The 20,908-nt window shown below is 51.5% G+C and carries 13 protein-coding genes; 10 read left to right on the top strand and 3 right to left on the bottom strand.

The genetic code is table 11. From position 1 onward, the window contains the following. A partial coding sequence (locus tag EK22_RS20640) for a transposase (RefSeq protein WP_036254054.1) occupies positions 1-258 on the top strand: 258 nt, incomplete at its 5' end. 333 nt (positions 259-591) lie between these two features. Here the strand turns inward: EK22_RS20640 and EK22_RS20635 are convergent. Continuing rightward, positions 592-1,269, bottom strand: coding sequence for a class I SAM-dependent methyltransferase (locus EK22_RS20635; RefSeq protein WP_036254052.1), 678 nt, complete (start codon positions 1,267-1,269; stop codon positions 592-594). Positions 1,270-1,526: 257 nt separating this feature from the next. Here EK22_RS20635 and pepA point away from each other — a divergent pair, with 257 nt between their 5' ends. Further along, positions 1,527-2,312, top strand: coding sequence for a flocculation-associated PEP-CTERM protein PepA (pepA, locus tag EK22_RS20630; protein WP_036254051.1), 786 nt, complete (start codon positions 1,527-1,529; stop codon positions 2,310-2,312). A gap of 33 nt (positions 2,313-2,345) precedes the next feature. Next, positions 2,346-2,624 carry a hypothetical protein gene (locus EK22_RS20625; protein WP_036254050.1) on the top strand — a complete coding sequence of 93 codons (279 nt, stop codon included), beginning with the start codon at positions 2,346-2,348 and terminating at the stop codon, positions 2,622-2,624. A gap of 82 nt (positions 2,625-2,706) precedes the next feature. On the opposite strand, the gene EK22_RS20620 is transcribed toward EK22_RS20625, so the two are convergent. Both EK22_RS20620 and EK22_RS20615 read right to left on the bottom strand, forming a co-directional pair. After that, on the bottom strand, positions 2,707-4,329 hold the full coding sequence (locus tag EK22_RS20620; RefSeq protein ID WP_161786478.1) for a tetratricopeptide repeat protein: 1,623 nt from the start codon (positions 4,327-4,329) through the stop codon (positions 2,707-2,709). Between the two features lie 214 nt (positions 4,330-4,543). Next, positions 4,544-5,293 carry a PEP-CTERM/exosortase system-associated acyltransferase gene (locus EK22_RS20615; RefSeq protein WP_036254047.1) on the bottom strand — a complete coding sequence of 250 codons (750 nt, stop codon included), beginning with the start codon at positions 5,291-5,293 and terminating at the stop codon, positions 4,544-4,546. A 1,048-nt stretch (positions 5,294-6,341) separates the two neighbouring features. Here EK22_RS20615 and EK22_RS20610 point away from each other — a divergent pair. The 7 genes from EK22_RS20610 to EK22_RS20585 all read left to right on the top strand — a co-directional run bounded on the left by EK22_RS20610 (position 6,342) and on the right by EK22_RS20585 (position 20,579). Then, on the top strand, positions 6,342-6,956 hold the full coding sequence (locus tag EK22_RS20610; protein ID WP_156830561.1) for a FlgO family outer membrane protein: 615 nt from the start codon (positions 6,342-6,344) through the stop codon (positions 6,954-6,956). Between the two features lie 464 nt (positions 6,957-7,420). After that, the gene (locus tag EK22_RS20605) at positions 7,421-7,621 is read left to right on the top strand and encodes a CsbD family protein (protein ID WP_020160680.1); all 201 of its coding nucleotides are present in this window, start codon (positions 7,421-7,423) and stop codon (positions 7,619-7,621) included. A 504-nt stretch (positions 7,622-8,125) separates the two neighbouring features. Next, positions 8,126-8,593 carry a BON domain-containing protein gene (locus EK22_RS20600; protein ID WP_020160681.1) on the top strand — a complete coding sequence of 156 codons (468 nt, stop codon included), beginning with the start codon at positions 8,126-8,128 and terminating at the stop codon, positions 8,591-8,593. 13 nt (positions 8,594-8,606) lie between these two features. Continuing rightward, positions 8,607-9,725, top strand: a complete 1,119-nt coding sequence (locus tag EK22_RS20595) for a DUF1207 domain-containing protein (RefSeq protein WP_020160682.1) — start codon at positions 8,607-8,609, stop codon at positions 9,723-9,725. Positions 9,726-9,914: 189 nt separating this feature from the next. After that, positions 9,915-10,064 (top strand): lmo0937 family membrane protein, encoded by a 150-nt coding sequence (locus EK22_RS24435; protein WP_152565177.1) that lies wholly within the window; start codon positions 9,915-9,917, stop codon positions 10,062-10,064. A gap of 522 nt (positions 10,065-10,586) precedes the next feature. Then, entirely contained in the window at positions 10,587-19,301 is an 8,715-nt protein-coding gene (locus EK22_RS20590; RefSeq protein ID WP_235209466.1) for a GH36-type glycosyl hydrolase domain-containing protein, read from the top strand. Between the two features lie 165 nt (positions 19,302-19,466). Further along, positions 19,467-20,579 (top strand): sensor domain-containing diguanylate cyclase, encoded by a 1,113-nt coding sequence (locus tag EK22_RS20585; RefSeq protein WP_020160685.1) that lies wholly within the window; start codon positions 19,467-19,469, stop codon positions 20,577-20,579. The last annotated feature ends 329 nt before the right edge of the window (positions 20,580-20,908 follow it).

Below are 20,908 nucleotides of genomic sequence, written 5' to 3'. Positions count from 1 at the left end.
GCGCGGCGAATTTTGGATAAACTGGAAATCCATTACACGCCCAAGCACGGCAGTTGGCTTAATATGGCGGAAATCGAGTTGAGCATCTTATCAAGACAATGTTTGGATCGGCGCATTCCGAATCAAGAGGTCTTGAAAAACGAAGTCGCTGCCTGGCAAGACAAACGAAATTCGATTTCAAAACCCATGGAATGGCAATTTACCAATCAAGATGCTCGGGTAAAATTGAAAAAACTTTATCCGACAATACAACAATGACTAAGTACTAGTACTCGGTCAGCCTTGTTCTGACGAGTAAAATTTGCGGAGTATCCATAGCGTGCGAATAGTGCGAATACCCTGAAGGGCATAAATGAATTCGCACCTACAGTTTATCCGTCATAAATACATTGACTGACTACTAGGCTTTAATCCGGGCGGCTGCGTCATATTTGCCGATAAGCGCTCTCTGTAATTCCCCATATCCGCACAGGGCAGGGCATTAATCGGTCGTGCAACCCTCCAGAGTCATATAGATCCGAGACGGCAGGAACCTTATGGTTTGAATCAATAAGGTTCGCCGCGCTTGCCGTTGTCGTCTGTTTTCCTGCTTTATTTTTGACACAGAACAAGATAACAATTGCCGGAAACCGATTCGGACAGAATCTCAAAACCCGCATCAACAATTTTCTGACGAATATTTTCTTGCTCATAAGGCGTATACAGAATTCCCTTGCGGATACCCCAGGCATTGATGCGTTCCGCGATACGGTTCAATGGCCATGGTGTGCGCGGATAAAGCAATACGTTTGCCGCCAGCGTGCCTTTGGGCTTAAGTGTTCGATGTATATCGCGCAGTGCGCCATCGACATTGGGAAAGCAATGTACGGCATTGGCGATATTGGCCGTATCAAATGAATTGTCGGGGAAGGGAAGTTCCGCGGCATCCGCGTGCTCCAGGTTAATTGATGGATTACCGGAGAATCTTTTTCTGGCTCCCGCGAGCATGGATTCGGCATAGTCGATACCTGTAATATCGGAAGCGGGCATACGCTTCCATTTTCGCCAGCGCAGCAAAAGTTCAAGTAATGTGCCGGTGCCGCATGCGACTTCAAGATGCCGGGCGCCAAAGTTAGGTCCAAAAAATCGTAATTGAGAGCCCAGTGTACTGTTATAAGCGAAGGTAAGAATAAAAAAACCGCGAAGATCGTACCACCAGGGTTCGGATGAGTAAGCCGTCGCGATTTCATCGCGTGTTTTACCCGAGGATTGTTGTTGCTGCTGTGTCATGAAAACTCCCGGACAGATGCATAAGATTTTGGGCTGAAATTATTAGCGCCATTCTAGGTAGGTTGGCTCTATTTTACAACGCTATCGATTTACAACGCTATCAATCCATTGCTCTGTCAGTGTTTTTTACACTGAAACGCTTTGGCGTCATGTGTTGATTTGTAAGGCTTTGAAATTAAAAAGGAAATTATTGTGGCACATGAGTTGCTTTATGGTTCATGCAACCTAATGCGTTATAAACTTTTTAGGAGATTACAATGAAACTTTACAAAAATATGCTTGGCGCAGCTTTTTCACTGGGTGTGGCTATTGCTCCTGGTTTAGCAAACGCTCAGTTTGGTGACTTTGTTGTCGATGAAGGCAGTGTGCCTGATACGTCACCTAACACGTTCACTGCTGATAAAGTAAACGGTTCTTATCTGGAACAGTTGACGATTAATGCTGATAGCACTTTTTCCGCCGTGGGATATGCTACTTTTTCGGCGTTCCTGAGTAACGAAGGTTCACTTGTCGTGCCTTCACAAATTAATAATCTTGAACCTGCCGGGTATTTACTCCGTGCATCTTTCGAATCGACTGGAAGCTTTGATCCCGTCGCCGGTACATTTACAGGTGGTGAAGCCACTTTTAATTTATTCGCTGATCCCAATCAGGATTCGGATATCACGTTTGGCGCGACAGCCGCTGATGCTTTCTCTATAAGTAATACAGGCGACAATTATGGTATAGGCTTCGCAACGAATGCTATCACCCTGGAAGGGATTCCCGGCGTACCAGGCGCGTTTAACTTTATATGGGACGATTTCACGCTGACTGCCGATGGTCAAAATTATTTCATTTCTCCTGATCCTTTCTATGTACAGTTACAGGCAAATGGCGATTTTGATGTGGACAATTTCGGACCGGGCACTTTCGAAGTAACCGGCGATGTCAGTGCCGTGTTTGATGTTACACCACCTGTACCTGAACCTGCTTCCATGGCGCTGCTTGGATTAGGCCTGCTGGGCTTTAGAGCAACTCGTCGCCGGGCTGTACGGGCCTGAACACCGTTGTTTGACAAGCTGATTTTATAGTGTATGGAAACCTTGCTTGGACGCATTCAAGCAAGGTTTTTTGATATTGAAATCGAAGATAAACGACTCTTTGAAGTATCCGCACCTTCAGCGCATGTTGAAGGTCCCTCTATCTATACCGTCGTATCAGTAAAAGTCGCGGATCATGTGTTTTTAACAGGCTTTGATATCGCCTCATCCTGCGACGGCAATTGTTCCTGCAACGCCATGATCAAGTCCTCAGGCCTGTTCTTTAATGCTCCCTGTTTCTGGCTGTATAGCCTATCCGATAATCACTTTTAACAGCTTTGCCTGGTTTTAAGCGCTCCAGTGCTATCTACCCTATGGCAGGCGCACATCAGCAGTTTTCCGTAACCGGTTTTTTTCAATTGGTTTTTAATTGATTCAACAAATTAACAGCGGCTTCTTTCTCCGGAAATGGTTGCTCGGACTTTTTAATGTTTTCCAGTATTTCAATGGCCTGTTTATTATTGCCGTTAACAGAATATGCTTCAGCCAGATGAAATTGGATATCATTAGCCTGAGGCGCTGATGCGGCCGCTTTTTCAAGCAGGGCTAGTCCTTCCTGGTGCTGTCCCTGTTTAATCAAGATATAGCCATAAGTATCGGCAACCGTCGCTGAACCGGGCGCCTTGTTGTAAGCGCTTTTGGCTAATTCCAGGGCTTGGGGCTTATGTTGCAGGGAATAGATACCGGCCAGATTGTTTAACGCAAGGGCATTATCGGGTTGATCAAGCAGTATCGCTTGATAATGCGTTTCAGCTTGTTCATAGTTTTGCCGCTGTAAATGGATAGCGGCCAGCTTAAAATGGATTGCATTATTCTCAGGATTTTTTTCCAATTCGCTGTTGAGAAATTGGAGAGCTCCGGCCGGATTATCCTGGACATTCATCAGATCGGCTATGATAAATAAAATCTTATTGTTCGGTGCGACTTGATAGACTTGCTGATAGGCGGCAAGGGCTTTATCAAATTTTTTCTCCGCCAGATACACATCACCCTGCAACATTTTACCAATGGCCATGGCTGGGAACTGTCTGTTTATTCTGTCCACATTTTCCAAAGCTTCCCGGTAGCGTTTGAGTTTGGTTAAATAAGCGGTTCTAAAAATAAGGGCCTGCGGCTTGCTGGGATCTATCTCTGATGCCTCGTCCAATAATTTAAAAACTTCCTTTTCTTTATCAGGATGCTCGATAAATAACCGTGCAAGCAACAGCCGGTGGTTAATATCCTGTTTATCCAGGTTAATGAGTTGAAGCAGTGTCTGTTCGGCCGACTGTCTCTGTCCATTAATAAGCTGCGCGCCGGCCAGTGTGGAAAGCGCCATACTGTTATTTGGATAACGTCCCGCTATCTCCTGACCTAACGATAAAATTTTATCGGGTTGTTTATTGGCTGCATAAAATTTACTTAAATGCTTGATTACTTCTATTTCGGCCGCGACATTTCCTTTAGTCTTGTTAAGTGCGGTCAATAATATATTTTCTACTTCCCGGGGATTTTTCTCCTTATGGGCGATATCAGCCAGCACCAGATAAGCCTTGATTGATTTATTATTAATAGCTAAAGCTTTGTTTGAATACTCTTTGGCTTTGTTCAGATCGTCCGCATCTAAAGTCAGTTTGGCCAACCCAAGATAAGCGGTCAGATTGTCTGGATCCAGTTGGATTGCTTTTTGAAAGCTCTGTCGGGCTGAAGTGGTGTCTTTTTCCAGGATTTCCAGCAGGGCTTGTAAATTATAGAACTCCGGTTCGCGCGGGTTTTGTGCTAACAGCGCGGTGATTTCAGTCCTGGCATCCGCAAGCTTATTTTGTTTGAGCAGATCAAAGATCTCAAGATAGCTTTTTTTCTTGTTGCTGTTTTCATTCTGTTGCAAAGTTTCCAGAAATGAAGAAGAACTTTCCAATTCATCCGGCTGCACTCCAATTTGATCTAAATCATTAAAATTGCTTTGCTGATTTTCCGGAAGATCATAGATTGCAGCCATGGTGGAACTCGAAGTCAAAATGCTAATGGCTATTGCAATAAGACGGCGTTTTACTCTCAGGGAATTATTTTTCATGGGATAACCTTATTCATTGTAAATAATATTATCAACGTGTGGATTTGCCAGAGCATAATCCGGCCTATATGCGATTTGTTAAGCAATACAATACTAACGTCAAATATTGTCTGCCTAAAGCATTAATTACATTTTGATTTTATATTGAGGTCCAATACGTCTCTTCGATTTGCTCATAGATCCATTGGTATAAAATTTTCAATTCAGGATCCATCTTATTCATGGCGGACTGTGTTTTTTTAATGTAATAAGGAGCTCGAATCCCATGGTAGTCAATGGTTTTTCCTGCCTGCTGAAAAATGATGCCTGATCTTTTCAGCAATCTTGGTAGGAACGGCTCCATCATTGCAAATATGTTAGAGCGCCCGGTCATATCCGTCAGTGCCGTTGCTGCCAGAAAGCAGGAAACCGCGATCAGCGAAAATGTCCGTTTCTCATGATCAGAAAAATTCATAGCATCACCGAAACGGGTCAACGCTTCTCCCGAACGTCTGCGGAAAGTGCTGTCAACTGCCAGGCGCGATATTTCGCAAATTGTTTCGCGATCTAAATTTAAGCTTTTAATAAATTCATGATCGAGGCTTTCAGAACAATATTTTTCAAATGGCAGCAAGGCTTCGCCTTTATTGCCGGTAGTCGGAACCAAGCGCACGCAACCGGCAGGGAGTCCGGTCATTTTATGGGTGATTAAACAGTGCAGAGACTGATCGTCAAATTCATCGTATTCCTGTTTATCCGGAAACCGGTCGGGGGACTCGTAGTGAAATTCATCACAATAAACATGGTATCTTATCGCGTAAACTTTACTTTTTATTAGAGGCGTATGAGCAAAATCCACAGTAAAGTATTTTTTAAAGCTTTCAACCAGTGTTTGATTTTTTTCCGACATAACACCGCCTATATCTCAAGTTATGTTTTTTTAGTGCCCCCCCCGATGTGTTTCAGTACCATGGATCTTGGTCTTCATGCCAAGCGCCTGCTAGTTTGCCCAAACCAATCACGATTTCGATTATTTTTTTTAAAACAAAAGCTTATTAGCACTTATTCAATCAAAGTCTGATTGGTTTTTTCTCAAATATCAGGATTATGTCCGCGGTAGCAGAGCGGAAATAATTTATCTGTAGTTCATACAGACAAGCGGCAATAAAAAAATATCCTTTTTCTTATATTTAACCGACATTCCGCAGCCAATTCAGCCACTACCGGAATAATATTTAATATGGAAATCACCTAATAATTTGCGAGGCGGCTCATACAAATCAAAGGGATTGCCTGTATCGTGCGGAGGCATTGTAGGGGCGGACCTACGTGTCCGCCCTGTTTCGGGTGCACAACAGGCTATCGGGGAACCGCAGGTCAAAGGCGAACCGTTGAGCAAGAGCGGACACACAGGTTCGCCCCTGCGTATTACGGTATCAGGGCATCAATCCGTAGGAATTGCCAGATTAAAAACGCCTGGGAATCAAGGAAAATGAACAGGCCGATTAACAATCGATACGGAAATAATTCTGATTGGATCAAATTTTGCCGCGGAATGTAGGATTTAATATCCGCTTTGTCTGGCTTGATGTAACTGTGGATGTTGTAGTTGTTATAGCGTTTTTATGGCATGAATTGTTCCATACGCTTATTGCCAGGCTGTCCATCAGTCTGTTATTAGCCGGAAATTGCCGATATTAAATGTCAGGAAATTAATTCAATGGCATCCGTGCCAATGCGAAGCAGACCCTATAAATAGAAAGTTTCAGGTTTTTTGAAAAATTAATCCGCATATTTGACGCTGACCCTTGTCTCTAGATCATCAATCAACTAGTATCCCTTTCTGTAAGTTAATTGATAACTTGACTCCTTATCCATGTCGCGACAAAAAAGCCAATGGAAAAAAGGGGGAAGTGAAGGCGAATTGTTATAGTCAATATAATTTTAAGGATATAACTATGCTAAAAAATATGTCACTTTTTATCATCATCATGCTTACTTTTAATGGTTGCTCCCTGAATCGCTATAAGGAAGTCAAGGATACCGATTGGGTTGGGGTCAGTTATGATGCGGCAAATACGCTGCAGCAACAAATGAGCAGACCCTTACCGAAGAACTCTTTGATTGTTGTCAGCACATTGCTTAATGTAGATGACTTGAAACAGACTTCTTCCTTCGGCCGGATTGTCGCCAATCAGATTGCTTCAGCTTTTCATAACGCCGGCTATCGAATTATCGGTATGGAAATGCCGATAGACCTTTTCACCATGGAGGAAGGCGGTGCATTACATCTTACCGATGAAGTCAAAGCCATGCTGAGACAATATAATCCAGCTGCCTTAGTGGGAGGGGTATACGCCCCAGGCAAGAGAACCGGCTATGTTTCCCTGCGCATAGTCGACCTGAACGACAGAACCATTATATCGTCCACGGATCTGTCTATACCGATGGGTCCGGATGCCAAGCTTCTACTGGAGTCCAAGGAAGTCGGTTCCAATGACATAAAGACCAAGCAATCAGGAGAAGCGGGATCGGTAAATGAAACCGATATTGATCCGCAGGGAGGATTCTAGAGTCATAAGGGATTAATAAGTCCAGGTTAAATAGCCTGGATGTCGGCCAGTAATCGGGGCGGCGGGTGTGAGGCTGTCACAATAGTAAAATCGCCCCGGTAAAGCGTGGATTGGCCAATACCCATATCGGCGGACCAGCTTATTCAGGGTTTATACGCAGTTTATGACCATGGCGATTTTAGCCAGAAATTGTCGACTATGTGCCTGATTTCAAAAAACAAGGAAACTTTTCGAAGCATCAATATCTAAGGAACATGGACGTGTTTCAGTTTTTATAGATTATGAACGATTCTTATCAGATGACACAAGGACATGGATTCATATGTGTGTCACCGTACAGACCAATTCCGGTCCTGTAGCTACAGTATTTTTAAGTTTACGGCGAAAGCGGTATTGTTCGCCTCTAAGCTGAGTCCCTGTTACGGGGAATTTCATTCTTTTTATTAACTATCAGGAGAATAGAGATGGCTTGGGATCAAATAGAAGGCAACTGGAAACAGTTTAAAGGAAAGGTGAAAGAAACCTGGGGTGAATTGACCGATGACGAACTCGATCAAGTCGCAGGCAAGCGGGATGTATTGCTAGGAAAGATCCAGGAGCGCTATGGCATTGAAAAAGACGAAGCGGAACGGCGACTCCGGGATTTTGAAGATCGCATCCATTAATCGTTGCATTTGTTTTCTCAGGAGAAAAGGCGCGGCTCGTCGAAATGAATTAGACACTTTGATAATAATACTGATCCAGGTCTAGCGTTTTATCAAAAAGAGCCCCCTTTTCAGGGACATTATGGTCAAACTCATCCTGTAGCAGAAGCGCAGTCTCGCCCGAAGCTAACAGGGTGAGTTTAAGTTTGGCGTTTTTTTAATGTCTCGTCGCAATAGAGGCTGGAAGCTAGGGTCGGCAATGGCTTGCGCAGAAACAAGAAAGCCCGCGCATGGCTGCACAATTTTCAAGAATCCCTGCCTGCATGTATAGCCGGCTGCCGGATTATGTTCGGACCTGTTCGGTTGCCGCGGGTTGAGACCGATCATTGCATTGATCCTGATCTTTGTCAGCAGAATCCAGCCATGATTAGGAACTTGGGAATTAGGAGTGACCTTGACCAATTGGCAATTCATCAGTTGCAAATAGCCAAGACTTTTAACCACCACTTATTTAAGGAATACCCCATGAATATAAAAAACGACCAACGAACGATCCTTTCACATAGCGTATTTGTTGCTCTCTTATTATCTGCCTTCATCAGTTTAACCGGCTGCAAGGAAGAGGGGCCTGCTGAAGAGGCCGGCAGAAGGACTGATGAAGCCGCTGAAAGAACCAACGAAAGACTTGAGGAAATGACTGAACAAAGACAGGAAGCGATTGAGGAGAGGGAAGAATCCATGGGGAGCGAATCCGGGTCGGTTGAACAATACCTGGACGATTCAGCCATTACCGCCAAGGTTAAAGCGGAAATGGTAGCCGATCCCATACTCAGCGCCACCAAGATCGATGTCATCACCGAGAAAGGCGTGGTCAAACTGAGCGGCGTCGTTGATTCACAGCAAAGTGTTGACAGGGCGCTGGAAATTACCCGTGGGATTAACGGTGTGCAATCGGTGGAAAACAATCTGGTGGTTACACCGGTTCCGGAATAAGACGAGGTATTTCATGCGCTGTCTGATCAGTGTTTTTATTACCTTGCTTTGCCTTTCCGGCGCTGGCGCGGCGCCGGTAGAGGATGCCTATATTGCCGGATATGCCGCCAGCATACTTCAGCGGGAGTTCAAGCTGGGCAGCCAGTCATTAAGCGTCAAGAACGGCATCATCACGATTCATGCGGATGATTTAAAAAATACCGGCCGGGGCAAAGTCATGGATGCCTTGTCGAGTATTCCGGGCGTAGCCGGAGTTGAGATGGTTGAAGGAGGCGAGCGGCTGGCGTCAACTCCTGCCGAAACAGGCGTTCATGGTACGGTACGGACGGGCGGGGAGCTAGCGTTGCAGACCGGATTCTTGCCGACAGGCCATCTGTTTGAGCGGTTACTGGCCGACCCCCGCTGGCCCCACTTTTCAGCGTCATATCGTTATACGAGTGTCAGCGGCGATTTTGAGGACACTGTCAATATAGGATCAGTCAGCTTCGGTGAAACCATACCGTTTTATCGCGGAAACTTAAGCTTCGGACGGCGATTCGCGGGACAGTGGGAGGTCGGACTTCAAGGGGGCGTCTTCAGTGATTTCAACCTCGATGCGCCTTCATCGGATTTAATCAATAGCGATTTTTACGGAGCTTTGTATTCAAGCCTGCGTATCGGCAATTTCTCGGCTTTCAGCCGGCTCTTTCATCAAAGTTCCCATCTCGGCGACGAGTTTTTGCTACGGACCCGCATACAACGGGTAAATTTGAGTTTCGAAGGGATAGACTTGAAACTCTCTTATGAATTTCCTTACGGTATTCGCCTGTATGGCGGAGGCGGCGGCTTGGTTCATAAGGAGCCACGCTCGCTCAAGCCCTGGTCGGTGCAATACGGGATTGAGTTCAGGAGTCCATGGCACATGGATTTTGCCGCCTTGCGGCCGATTGCGGCGGTGGATCTTAAAAACTACGAAGAGAACGATTGGCAAACCGATGTATCGGCACGTGCCGGCGTTCAATTTGAAAACTTGCAAGTGATGGGACGGCATTTTCAGGTGCTTGTGGAGTATTTCAACGGACACTCTCCGAGTGGCCAGTTCTACAACGATAAAATCGAATACATCGGACTGGGTGCCCATTTTCACTTTTAAACGATAAGCGTTCAAAGAATTGCGCCTGATGCAGTGCGCTTTGTCCTTAAAATGTATTATTGGTTATACCAAGGAATTTATTCGGATCCGAATTCCAATATGCCTGGCCGGTTTCTTCATGGATGGCAATCATCCTGCTCATCCATAATGTAATCGTCATCAATTGACGGCCTTTTAGGAGAAATGGAAATGCTTGAAACTTTAGCGGTTGTCTTGATTATCCTTTGGTTGCTTGGCCTGGTGTCTTCATACACACTGGGCGGATTTATTCATATCCTTTTGGTTATCGCACTGATAGTGATCGTGGTTCGTATTATTCAAGGTCGAAGACCGATTTAGATACGGCAATATTTTTTAGCTTTGCCGGATAAGTTTTAATCTTGCTTCGATTCCGCTGATATTTTAGTGCGCTCACCACATTCCCCGGTATTTAAGTTCAAGGAGTTGGAGAAAATATTAAAGTTAATGAGTCTCAGAAGGTAAATCGGCGAAACACCCAGGTAAGAAACAATCTCGAAGCGACTTGGATATTCCTCGACTCAGAATAAAGCATTACAGGGTATGTCATATCCTATGAAACAGCTCTAGTAGTCAGTCAATTTAATTATGGCGGGTAAATTGTAGGTGCGAATTCATTTATGCCCTTCAGGGTATTCGCACTATTCGCAAGCTATGAATGCTCTGCAAATTTTACTCGTCAGAACAAGGCTGACTGAGTACTAGTTTGTCTTACCGCTACGCAAGAGTCAGGAGGCTGCCAGAGAATCAATAATGATATCAAAATCGTGCGCGGTATCGTTTTAAGGGACTGTAGGGTGACAGAATCAATCGGTGTCGAACTCGGGCGAGGAGAACAGCAGCGTGATCAGAAGGTTTGGGTTTTTCATACATACACGGCATGGTCATCATACCGGCCGGGATACCGATCTGCTGCGTTCGGAACTGTTCAGCATCGAGCAACTGAAGCGTTATGCCGTCACGCTGGCCGGCCAGCATCGGATAAATCCGCGCCCCGGGCCGGACCGCTTGTTGCCGAGGTTGGACGATAATGAGCGCGTGCTGCTGGAAGCCTATGATGTGGTCACCGCGGCCGTCAATCAGGAACAGCATATTTCAGCGGCAGAGGCCTGGCTGCTCGATAATTTCTATCTTATCGAACAGCAGATCAACCTGGCGCGCCGCCACTTGCCCCGGCGATATAGCCGAGAACTGCCGCAGCTGGCGAATGGTCAAGCCGCCGGTTTTCCCCGCATTTACGAACTAGCCCTGGAGCTGATTTCTCATCAGGACGGTCGGGTTGACAGCGAAAACGCTACCAATTTCATCGCCGCCTACCAGACGGTCGAGCCGCTGAAGCTGGGTGAATTGTGGGCATTTCCGATTATGCTGCGTCTGGCATTGCTGGAGAATCTCCGCCGTGTCGGGCTGCGCATAGCGCGCGGGCGCGAGGAATACAACGCGGCCGTCATGTGGTCGGACCGCATGCTGGAGACGGCCGAAAGGAACCCGAAACAGCTGGTCCAATTGCTCGCCGAGTTTGCGAGTGCCGATGTGCCATTAACGGCATCGTTTGTGGAAGAATTCAATTCAAGGCTTCAGGTTCAGGGTTCAGCGCTGGCCTTCGTGCAGACCTGGATCGACAACCAGTTGCTCGAGCAAGGCCTCAATGCGTCGCAATTAATGCAGGATGCCAGCCACATGGCGGCGGCTAACCAGATCTCCATCGCCAACAGTGTGGGCAGCCTGCGGTTTATCAGTGCCATGGACTGGCGGGATTTTGTCGAAGCTCTCAGCGCCGTGGAACAAACCCTGCGGTCAGATCCGGCCGGTGTATACGGCAATCAGGATTTCGCCACGCGTGACCGGTATCGTCATATCATTGAAAAAATAGCCAAGGGCAGCGCACATGGCGAACCGGACGTGGCCCGCGAGGCGGTGGCATGCGCGCGGTCCGCGGCCGAGCGCATGTCGGCGGCGGAGCGCGCCGCCCATGTCGGCTATTATCTGATCGATAAAGGCCGGCAAGAGCTTGAGCGCAAGGTCGATTATCACATGCCCCGGATTGCGCGTGCTATCCGGTCATGCCGGCCGTATCGCCTGAGTATTTACCTGGGTTCCATTTTTCTGCTTACCGCCCTGGTGGCAGCGAATGTGCTGCTGTCACTGGAGGGCACGGGCCCCGATAACTGGCGGTTCTGGTTTTTTGCCGTCAGCAGCCTGATAGGGGGCATGGCGCTGTCCGTGCCGCTGGTCAATCAGTTCGTGACCATGGCCGTTCCGCCCCGGGTATTGCCGCGCATGAATTTTTCCGAGGGTATTCCGTCCGATCATCGGACGATGGTTGTGGTGCCGACCTTGCTGAGCAAGCCGCAAGACGTTGCCGATCTGGCGGAGGCCCTGGAAATACGCTATCTCGGCAATCGGGACGCCAACCTGTTTTTTGCCTTGCTGACGGATTTTAACGACGCGCCCGAGCAAACGCAGCCGGGCGACGAGGACTTGCTCTCGCTTGCCCGTACGGCCATCGAAGGACTTAACGCGGCTTATCGGGATGACAGACCGTGCATTTTTTATTTGTTTCACCGGTCGCGGATATGGAACCCGTATGAACGCGTGTGGATGGGCTATGAGCGCAAGCGCGGCAAACTGGAACAGTTCAATGCGCTGCTGAGAGGCGATAGTGGAACGGCGTTTTCCGAGCGGGTCGGCGACCCGTCCATCTTCGTCTCGATCAAATATGTCATTACTCTGGATACCGATACGCAACTGCCCCGGGACGCGGCGCGGGCGCTGGTCGGCAACATCGCCCATCCCTTAAACCGGCCAATCTACGATGCCGACAAGCGGCGCATCACCGACGGTTATGCCATCCTGCAGCCGCGCGCATCCATCAGCCTGTTCAGCGCCAGCCAATCCCGTTTTACGCGCTTGTTCGCCGGCGAGGCCGGCATCGATCCCTATACGCGCGAAGTGTCGGATGTCTACCAGGATATTTTCGGCGAAGGTTCGTTTATCGGCAAAGGCATCTATGATGTGGACGCCTTCCGTCAGGCGGTCGACGGGCGCTTTCCGGAAAACCTGATTCTCAGCCATGACTTGCTGGAGAGCGGGCATGCGCGTTCCGGTCTGATCAGCGATGTCGATCTGATTGAGGCGCATCCGGCCAGTTACGCGATCGAAGCCAGCAGAAGGCACCGCTGGATACGCGGCGACTGGCAACTGGCCGGCTGGCTGTTGCCGAATGTGCCCGGGCCGGACGGCAAGCGGCGACCGAACCCGCTCTCGCCCTTATCGATCTGGAAAATTTTCGACAACCTGCGGCGCAGCCTGGTACCGCCCGCGCTGCTTGCCCTGCTGGCCGGCGGCTGGCTGTTCGGCCCGGCGCCCGCATGGTTCTGGACCGTGCTGGTGATGGCCATCCTGTTGTTTCAGCCTTTGCTGGAGGGCGTGATCGAATTGATTCGCAAGCCGGTCGACCGCGAATGGCTTGAGCATGTTATTTTGGCCAATAAAACCGCCACCCGCCCGGTCTTGCTTGCTTTGCTGGCGCTGGTTCTTTTGCCTTACGATACCCTGATTTGCCTGGATGCGATCCGGGCTTCGGCGGCGCGCATGCCGTTTACGCGGCGCGGACTAATGCTCTGGCACACGAAGGCCTATGCGCGCCGCAATGCCCGCAAAACACTGGCCGATTTTTTTCTGGAAATGTGGATAGCGCCTGTCGTCGCGGCAGGGTTGACCGTGGCGCTATATATGGCATGGGACAGCGCCCGATGGATGGACTGGCTTGTTTCGGCCCCTGTGTTACTGGTTTGGCTGGTTTCGCCGGTCATAGGTTGGTGGATCAGTAAGCCGCTGGCACCGCCTGCCGCGGACTTGACCGCCGATGACCGGGCTTTTTTGCGTACGCTGGCGCGGCGGACCTGGCGCTACTTCGCGCAATTCGTCGCGCCGCTCGATAACTGGCTGCCGCCCGATAACTTTCAGGAATACCCGACACCGGTTATTGCCTCGCGCACGTCGCCAACGAACATGGGCATGGCCCTGACGGCCAATCTGGCCGCCTACGATTTCGGTTACATTTCCGCCGGTGAACTGCTGTACCGTACCGAGAACACCGTGGCGACCATGGAAAAACTGGAACGCTACCAGCACGGCAAGGGCTGTAACTATAAATGCGGCCACTTTTATAACTGGTACGACACGCGCACGCTGCAGCCGCTGCATCCGCAGTATGTATCGTCGGTCGATAGCGGCAATCTGGTCGGCAGCCTGCTGACGCTGAAAGCGGGGCTGGTTGAGCTGAAGGCCCAGCCGATCTTCTCGGCCAATGCCTTTCAAGGTTTGGAAGATACCTTTATGGTATTGGCCGAATACCTCCCGTTGTCATCGGCACCGGCACTGACCCGATCCATGAAAACGCTGCAGCATCTGTTCGCTTCGCGTAAACCGGACAGCGAATTTCAGACCTTGACCGAGGTCGACGCACTGCTGGAGAAAATACAGCAGGCTGGCACGGAACTGCTTGCCGCCTTGCCGGCCGATACCGAAAGCGAACAGCACTACTGGACGCAGGCTCTGGATTACCAGGTCAGTTCATTGCGAGAGGATCTTCAGACCCTGGTGCCCGATCCGCATCAGTTCAATACCATCCCGACCCTGGAGGCGCTGGCCGAATCAGGCGCGGCGGAGACTGAGACTACAGGCATTCACCATAAACAGGCCCGGGAGCGCATCCGCTTCATCGATGAACTGATCGCGCGCTGCGACAGGGTGGCCGATATGGATTTCAAGTTCCTCTACGATAATACCTCGGATCTGCTGGTCATAGGCTACGATGTCGGTGAGCGCCGCCGCGATCCGGCCTGTTACGATCTGCTGGCATCGGAAGCGCGCCTGGTCAGTTTCCTACTGATCGCGCAAGGGCAGTTGCCGCAGAAGCACTGGTTTACGCTCGGCCGTTTGCTGACCAGTCACGGCAGCGATGTCAGCCTGATTTCCTGGAGCGGCTCGATGTTCGAATACCTGATGCCGCAACTGATCATGCCCAGTTATCAGAACACGCTGCTGGAGCAAACCTGCCGGGCCGCCGTATCCAGGCAGATAGAATATGGCCGGCAGCGCGGCGTGCCGTGGGGCATTTCCGAATCCTGCTACAACCTGACCGACATGCGCCAGATTTACCAATATCGTGCGTTCGGCGTGCCCGGACTGGGCTTCAAGCGCGGCCTGGGGGATGATCTGGTCATCGCGCCGTATGCCACGGCGCTGGCATTGACTGTTACCCCCAATCTGGCCTGCCGCAACTTGCAGACCTTGGTGACTAACGGCTTTCTCGGCAGCTACGGGCTTTACGAGGCCATCGATTACACGCCGGCGCGTGTCGTGCGCGGCAAGACCCATGCAATCGTGCGCAATTTCATGGCGCATCATCAGGGCATGAGCCTGCTGGCGTTTGAGCATGTGCTGCTGGACCGGCCGATGCAGCGCCGGTTCATGTCCGACCCGCTGGTGCGCGCGACCGACTTGCTGTTGCAGGAGCGCGTGCCGAAAAAAGGCTATACGCTGCATCCGCATGCGGCCGAAGTCAGCGCGTCCGCACGACCTCCCGTCGCCGAGGAGGGCGAGATCATGCGCGTGTTCACCGATCCGAACACGCCGATACCCGAAGTCCATCTGTTATCCAACGGCCGTTATCATGTCATGGCGACCCAGGCCGGCGGCGGTTACAGTCGCTGGAACGATCTGGCCGTCACGCGCTGGCGCGAGGACACCACGAGCGACAACTGGGGTTCATTTATTTACCTGCGTGACAGCGAGACCCGTGAATATTGGTCCTGCACCTACCATCCGACATTGCGCAAGGCCGAATATTACGAGGCGATTTTCGTGCAGTCGCGCGCCGAGTACCGCCGCCGCGATCTGGACATTGATGCGCATACCGAGATCAGCGTTTCACCCGAGGACGATGTCGAGATCCGCCGCGTGACGCTGACCAATCTGTCCACTCACTTGCGGCATATGGAAGTCACAAGTTATGCCGAGGTGGTGCTGGCGCCGCAGAATGCCGACCTGGCGCACCGCGTGTTCAGCAATCTGTTCGTACAGACCGAAATCCTGCCCGGGCAACAAGCGATACTCTGCACGCGCCGCCGCCGCACGCCGGAGGAGCGGGTTCCCTGGATGTTCCATCTGATCACCGTCACCGGCACTGCCGCCGACGAGCCGTCCTACGAGACCGATCGCGCCCGGTTTATCGGCCGGGGCCGAACACCCGCCAATCCGGTCGTATTCGACGACAGCAACCGTCCCGAGGCATTATCCAACACGGATGGTCCGGTGCTTGATCCTATCGTCGCGATTCGCCAGGCGCTGACCATAGCGCCCGATGACTCGGCGGTCGTGAAGATCATTACCGGCACTGCCGATACGCGCGAAGCGGTGCTGGAGCTGATCGACAAATACCGTGACCGGCATTTTATCGAGCGTGCGTTCGAGATGTCCTGGTTTCAGAGTCAGGAGGTATTGCGCCGCCTTAACGCCACCGAAGCGGATGCGCAAATTTACGGCCGGCTGGCGACCTCGGTCATTTACAGTAATGCCTTGCGTCGCGCGGCGCCCAGCATTATCGCACGCAACCAGTTGGGTCAGCCGGGCCTTTGGCCGTTCGCCGTGTCCGGCGACTGGCCCATCGTCCTGGTGCGCATAGGCGACATCAAGCGCATCGACCTGGTCAAGCAGGCATTGCAGGCGCATGCCTACTGGCGCATGAAGGGCCTGATCACCGACCTGGTGATCATGAATGAAGACTTTTCGGGCTATCGCGCCGTGCTGCATGATCAGATCATGGGCTTGATCAACATTATCGGCAACGAAGCGCAAATGCTGGACAAGCCGGGCGGAGTTTTCGTGCGGCGCGCCGAAGACCTGGCCGAAGAGGACCGGGTCTTGTTTCAGGCCGTTGCCCGCGTCGTGTTGACCGATACCGCCGAGTCACTGGCCGAACAGGTGGAACGGCGCGTCGCTTCGAAGCGGGTCACGGAACGCAGGAAACGCTGGCGCCAGGGCTCGGTTCAGCGGCGCATGCTTACCGAGCATTTCCCGGAAGCGCTGGAGCCTGTGCGGGCGCCGGTAGCCGAGTTTGTCACGCCCTTGCCCGCGCGCGAGCTTATTTTCTTCAATGGCTTGGGCGGATTTACACAGGATGGGCACGAGTATGTCATTACCCTGGAGCCAGGGCAGAATACGCCGGCACCATGGACTAACGTGATCGCGAGCCCTCATATCGGGACCGTGGTCAGCGAAAGCGGGGGCGCCTATACCTGGGTTGAAAACGCCCATGAATTCCGGCTGACGCCGTTTCACAATGATCCGCTCAGCGATATCAGCGGCGAAACGGTGTATGTTCGCGACGAGGAAACCGGCGAATTCTGGTCGCCGACACCGTTGCCGGCGCGCGGCCGATCAGGCTACATTTGCCGGCATGGTTTCGGCTACAGCGTATTCGAACACTTTGAGACGGGCATTTACTCGGAACTGTCAACCTATGTGGCGATGGATGCGCCGGTGAAATTTGTCGCCGTCAAGTTGCGCAATGCTTCGGGGCGTGCCCGCCGCCTGTCGTTGACCGGTTATTGGGAGCTGGTCATGGGCGAATGGCGGCACGCCAATCAGATGCATATTGTCACCGAACCCGACCTGCAAACCGGTGCGCTGTTCGCGCGCAATGCCTATGGCCGCGAATGCGCAAACCGGATTATGTTCGTGCAGATCAGCGAGCCGGTGCGCACGATAACCGGCAATCGCATGGAATTCATCGGTCGTAACGGTTCGCTGGCCAGGCCGGCGGCGTTGTACCGCACGCATCTGTCAGGCAAGACCGGAGCGGGGCTTGATCCTTGCGCCGCCATTCAGTCCCATATCGAACTGGAAGACGGGCAGGAGCGTGACATCGTGTTTGTGGTGGGGGCCGGCCGCGATGTCGAGGAAGCGCAGCATCTGATTCAGCGTTTCGCCGCGCCGGCCGGCGCGCGGCAGGCGCTGGAAGCCGTGTGGGCTTATTGGAACCGGACGCTGGGCTCGGTCTATATCGAAACGCCGGACCGCGCGCTGGATGTGATGACCAACGGCTGGCTGATCTACCAGGTGCTGTCCTGCCGGCTCTGGGGGCGCAGCGGCTATTACCAGTCGGGCGGCGCTTATGGTTTTCGCGATCAGTTACAGGATACGATGGCCTTGATCCATGCGACGCCGTGGCTGGCGCGCGAGCAGTTGATCCGTTGCGCAGGGCGCCAGTTCAGCAAGGGCGACGTGCAGCACTGGTGGCATCCGCCGTGCGGCCAGGGCGTGCGGACGCATTTCTCCGATGATTATTTATGGCTGCCTTATGCGACATGCCGGTATGTCGCCGCGACCGGCGATACGGGCGTGCTCGACGAAATCGTGCATTTTCTGGAGGGCCGGGAACTGGGGCCGGAAGAAGAAGCTTATTATGATCAGCCGTTGTATTCGTCCGAAGGAGTCAGTCTTTACGAACATTGCGTGCGGTCCATTAAATACGGCTTGCGCTTCGGCGCGCATGACCTGCCGCTGATCGGTTGCGGCGACTGGAACGACGGTATGAATCTGATCGGACGCGAAGGCAAGGGCGAGAGCGTCTGGCTGGCCTGGTTCCTGTATGACAATCTCAGGCTCTTCGCCGATCTGGCCCGTAACCGGTCTGATGAGGCCTTTGCCGACATTTGCACAGCGCAGGCGCAGCAACTGCTCTTGAACATTGAAGCCAATGCCTGGGACGGCGGCTGGTACCGCAGAGCTTATTTTGATGACGGCACGCCGCTGGGTTCGGCCGGCAATGATGAGTGCCAAATCGATTCGATCAGCCAGAGCTGGGCCATTATCTCGGGCGGCGGCAACCCGGAACGCGCCCGTCAGGCGATGGAGGCGGTTGACCAGCGGCTGGTCCGGAGGGATAGGCGGATAGTCCAGCTGCTGACGCCGCCTTTCGACAAATCCGCTCTTGAGCCCGGTTATATCAAAGGTTATGTACCCGGCGTGCGCGAGAACGGCGGCCAATACACGCATGCGGCGATCTGGACGGCAACGGCTTTCGCGCTGATGGGTGACAAAGAGCGGGCCTGGGAGTTATTTGACATGCTCAATCCCATTAATCGCACCAGCGAGGCGCAACAAAGAGAACTGTACAAGGTCGAGCCGTACGTTATCGCGGCCGATATTTATGGTGCGCCGCCGCATACCGGCCGCGGCGGCTGGACCTGGTACACAGGCGCCGCCGGATGGCTGTACCGGCTGTCTCTGGAAACCCTGCTGGGTTTGCAACTGCAAGTGGATAAACTGTATATTGCCCCGTGCATGCCTGACCACTGGCAGTCGTACAAGATTCACTACCGCTACGGCGAAACGCTATATCACATCATCATCAAGCGCGTCGGTGAAAAGCCTGGGCGTGTGGTTCGTATCCTGGTCGATGGCATTGAGGTCAAAGAGCCCGGCATCATACCCGTAGCGGATGATCGCCGGTCCCACCAGGTTGACGTTGAGGTGGGCGCCGATTAAGCCGCGGCAACCGCTCATTTTCGCCCAGGCCAGTGCAACGGGCGCTTTCATTCAGCTAAAATATAGCGTCCGATTATAAAGACGGGTAAACTCGCCTGCGTCGAGGCATGGATTATCGCGGGATCCTGCCAGACTTTGGATTTGGGGAATAGTAGAGCAATAAGATTGGAACAAGATTTAGCAACCGATTTATTAGTGCTGCAGAGCCATCTGGACGGCATGATTGGACGTGTTCAACAAAACAGCGCCACTTTGCGCAAGTTTCAGGCCTTCGAAATGGGCTTGTTGAACCTGAATACGCTGGCGGATGTGATCGACCACTTGCTTGAGGACGCCAGGGTTTATTTTGATCTTGACGCGGTCAGCCTGTGCCTGATCGACGAGAAAGGCGAAATCGCCGCTATTCTGGACGAGGATGGTTACGCCAGCCGGTCAAAAAAAGGCCTGATCCTGCTCGATAACAAAGAACTGCTGACAAAACTGTTCGGTTTTGTCATTCGCCCCTATATTGGCCTCTATGACCGGAAAATTTGCGCCGGTTTGTTTAGCCATGGCCAGAAAGAGCCGGCCAGTGTCGCCATCACGCCGTTAAAGCGCCGGGGGAAATATCTCGGGACGCTGAATCTGGGCAGTTACCATGCGGACCGGTTTGCCGATACCATGGCGACGGATTTTGTCGAGCATCTGGTTTCAGTCGTCGGCGTCTGCCTGGAAAACAATCTGAACTTCGAAACAATAAAGCGCACCAGCTACATCGATACGTTGACCGGTGTCAATAACAGACGCTTTCTTGAACTGCGAATCATCGAGGAAATAGATCGCTGCCAGCGCAACAAAAGCTCGATATCCTGCCTGTTTCTGGATATCGATTTCTTTAAAATGGTTAATGACCAGCATGGGCATCAGGCCGGCGATCTGGTTTTATATCTGGTCGCCAATACGATAAAAAATCAATTGCGCAATAATGACGTACTGGTCCGTTACGGAGGCGAGGAATTTGTCGTGTTATTGTCGGAGACCACTGAGGCCAGGGCTATGGACATCGCCGAGCGCATCCGTAAAGCGATCCAGGCGCTGGTGATTGAATTTAATGACCTGTCAATTCCCGCCACCGTCTCCATCGGCTTGTCTACCTATGTGCCGGATGTGCCCGCCGCGGCCGGCGATATCGCCGGCCGCCTGATCAAATCGGCCGATTCGGCCCTGTACAAGGCCAAGCGCCAGGGCAGGAACCGCGTGCGGAAAGGCAAGTTCATGGCCGTCGGTTCCAATACCTGACCTAACGCCGCTTAGGAATGGGAATGAAATAAGACCCGCAAATGAGGCAGGATTTCTGTTCCTGTTCAACGACTTGTATGATTAAAACCAAGCAACTTAACGCGTTTTCATTAGAATAGGAATTCTAGTGAAAAAAGGCTGAGGTAGACCGACACGACTTAGGTGTATTTAATAACATCGTCATGCAGCAAAGATCGCTTCAGCCTACTTTTTAAAACTCGAACAGTTGTCAGGAACACGTTGTGATTCCGTATTTTACAAGAATGAGTGCTAAAGGTAATTATTATGTCAGACCCTATAGAGGTTCAATCAGCGCCTATCAAAAAATT

The organism is Methylobacter sp. BBA5.1 (assembly GCF_000746145.1).
GTDB classification, from domain to species: domain Bacteria; phylum Pseudomonadota; class Gammaproteobacteria; order Methylococcales; family Methylomonadaceae; genus Methylobacter; species Methylobacter marinus.
Note: the sequence above shows the minus strand (reverse complement) of the source record. Positions and strands in the feature narration are given on the sequence as shown.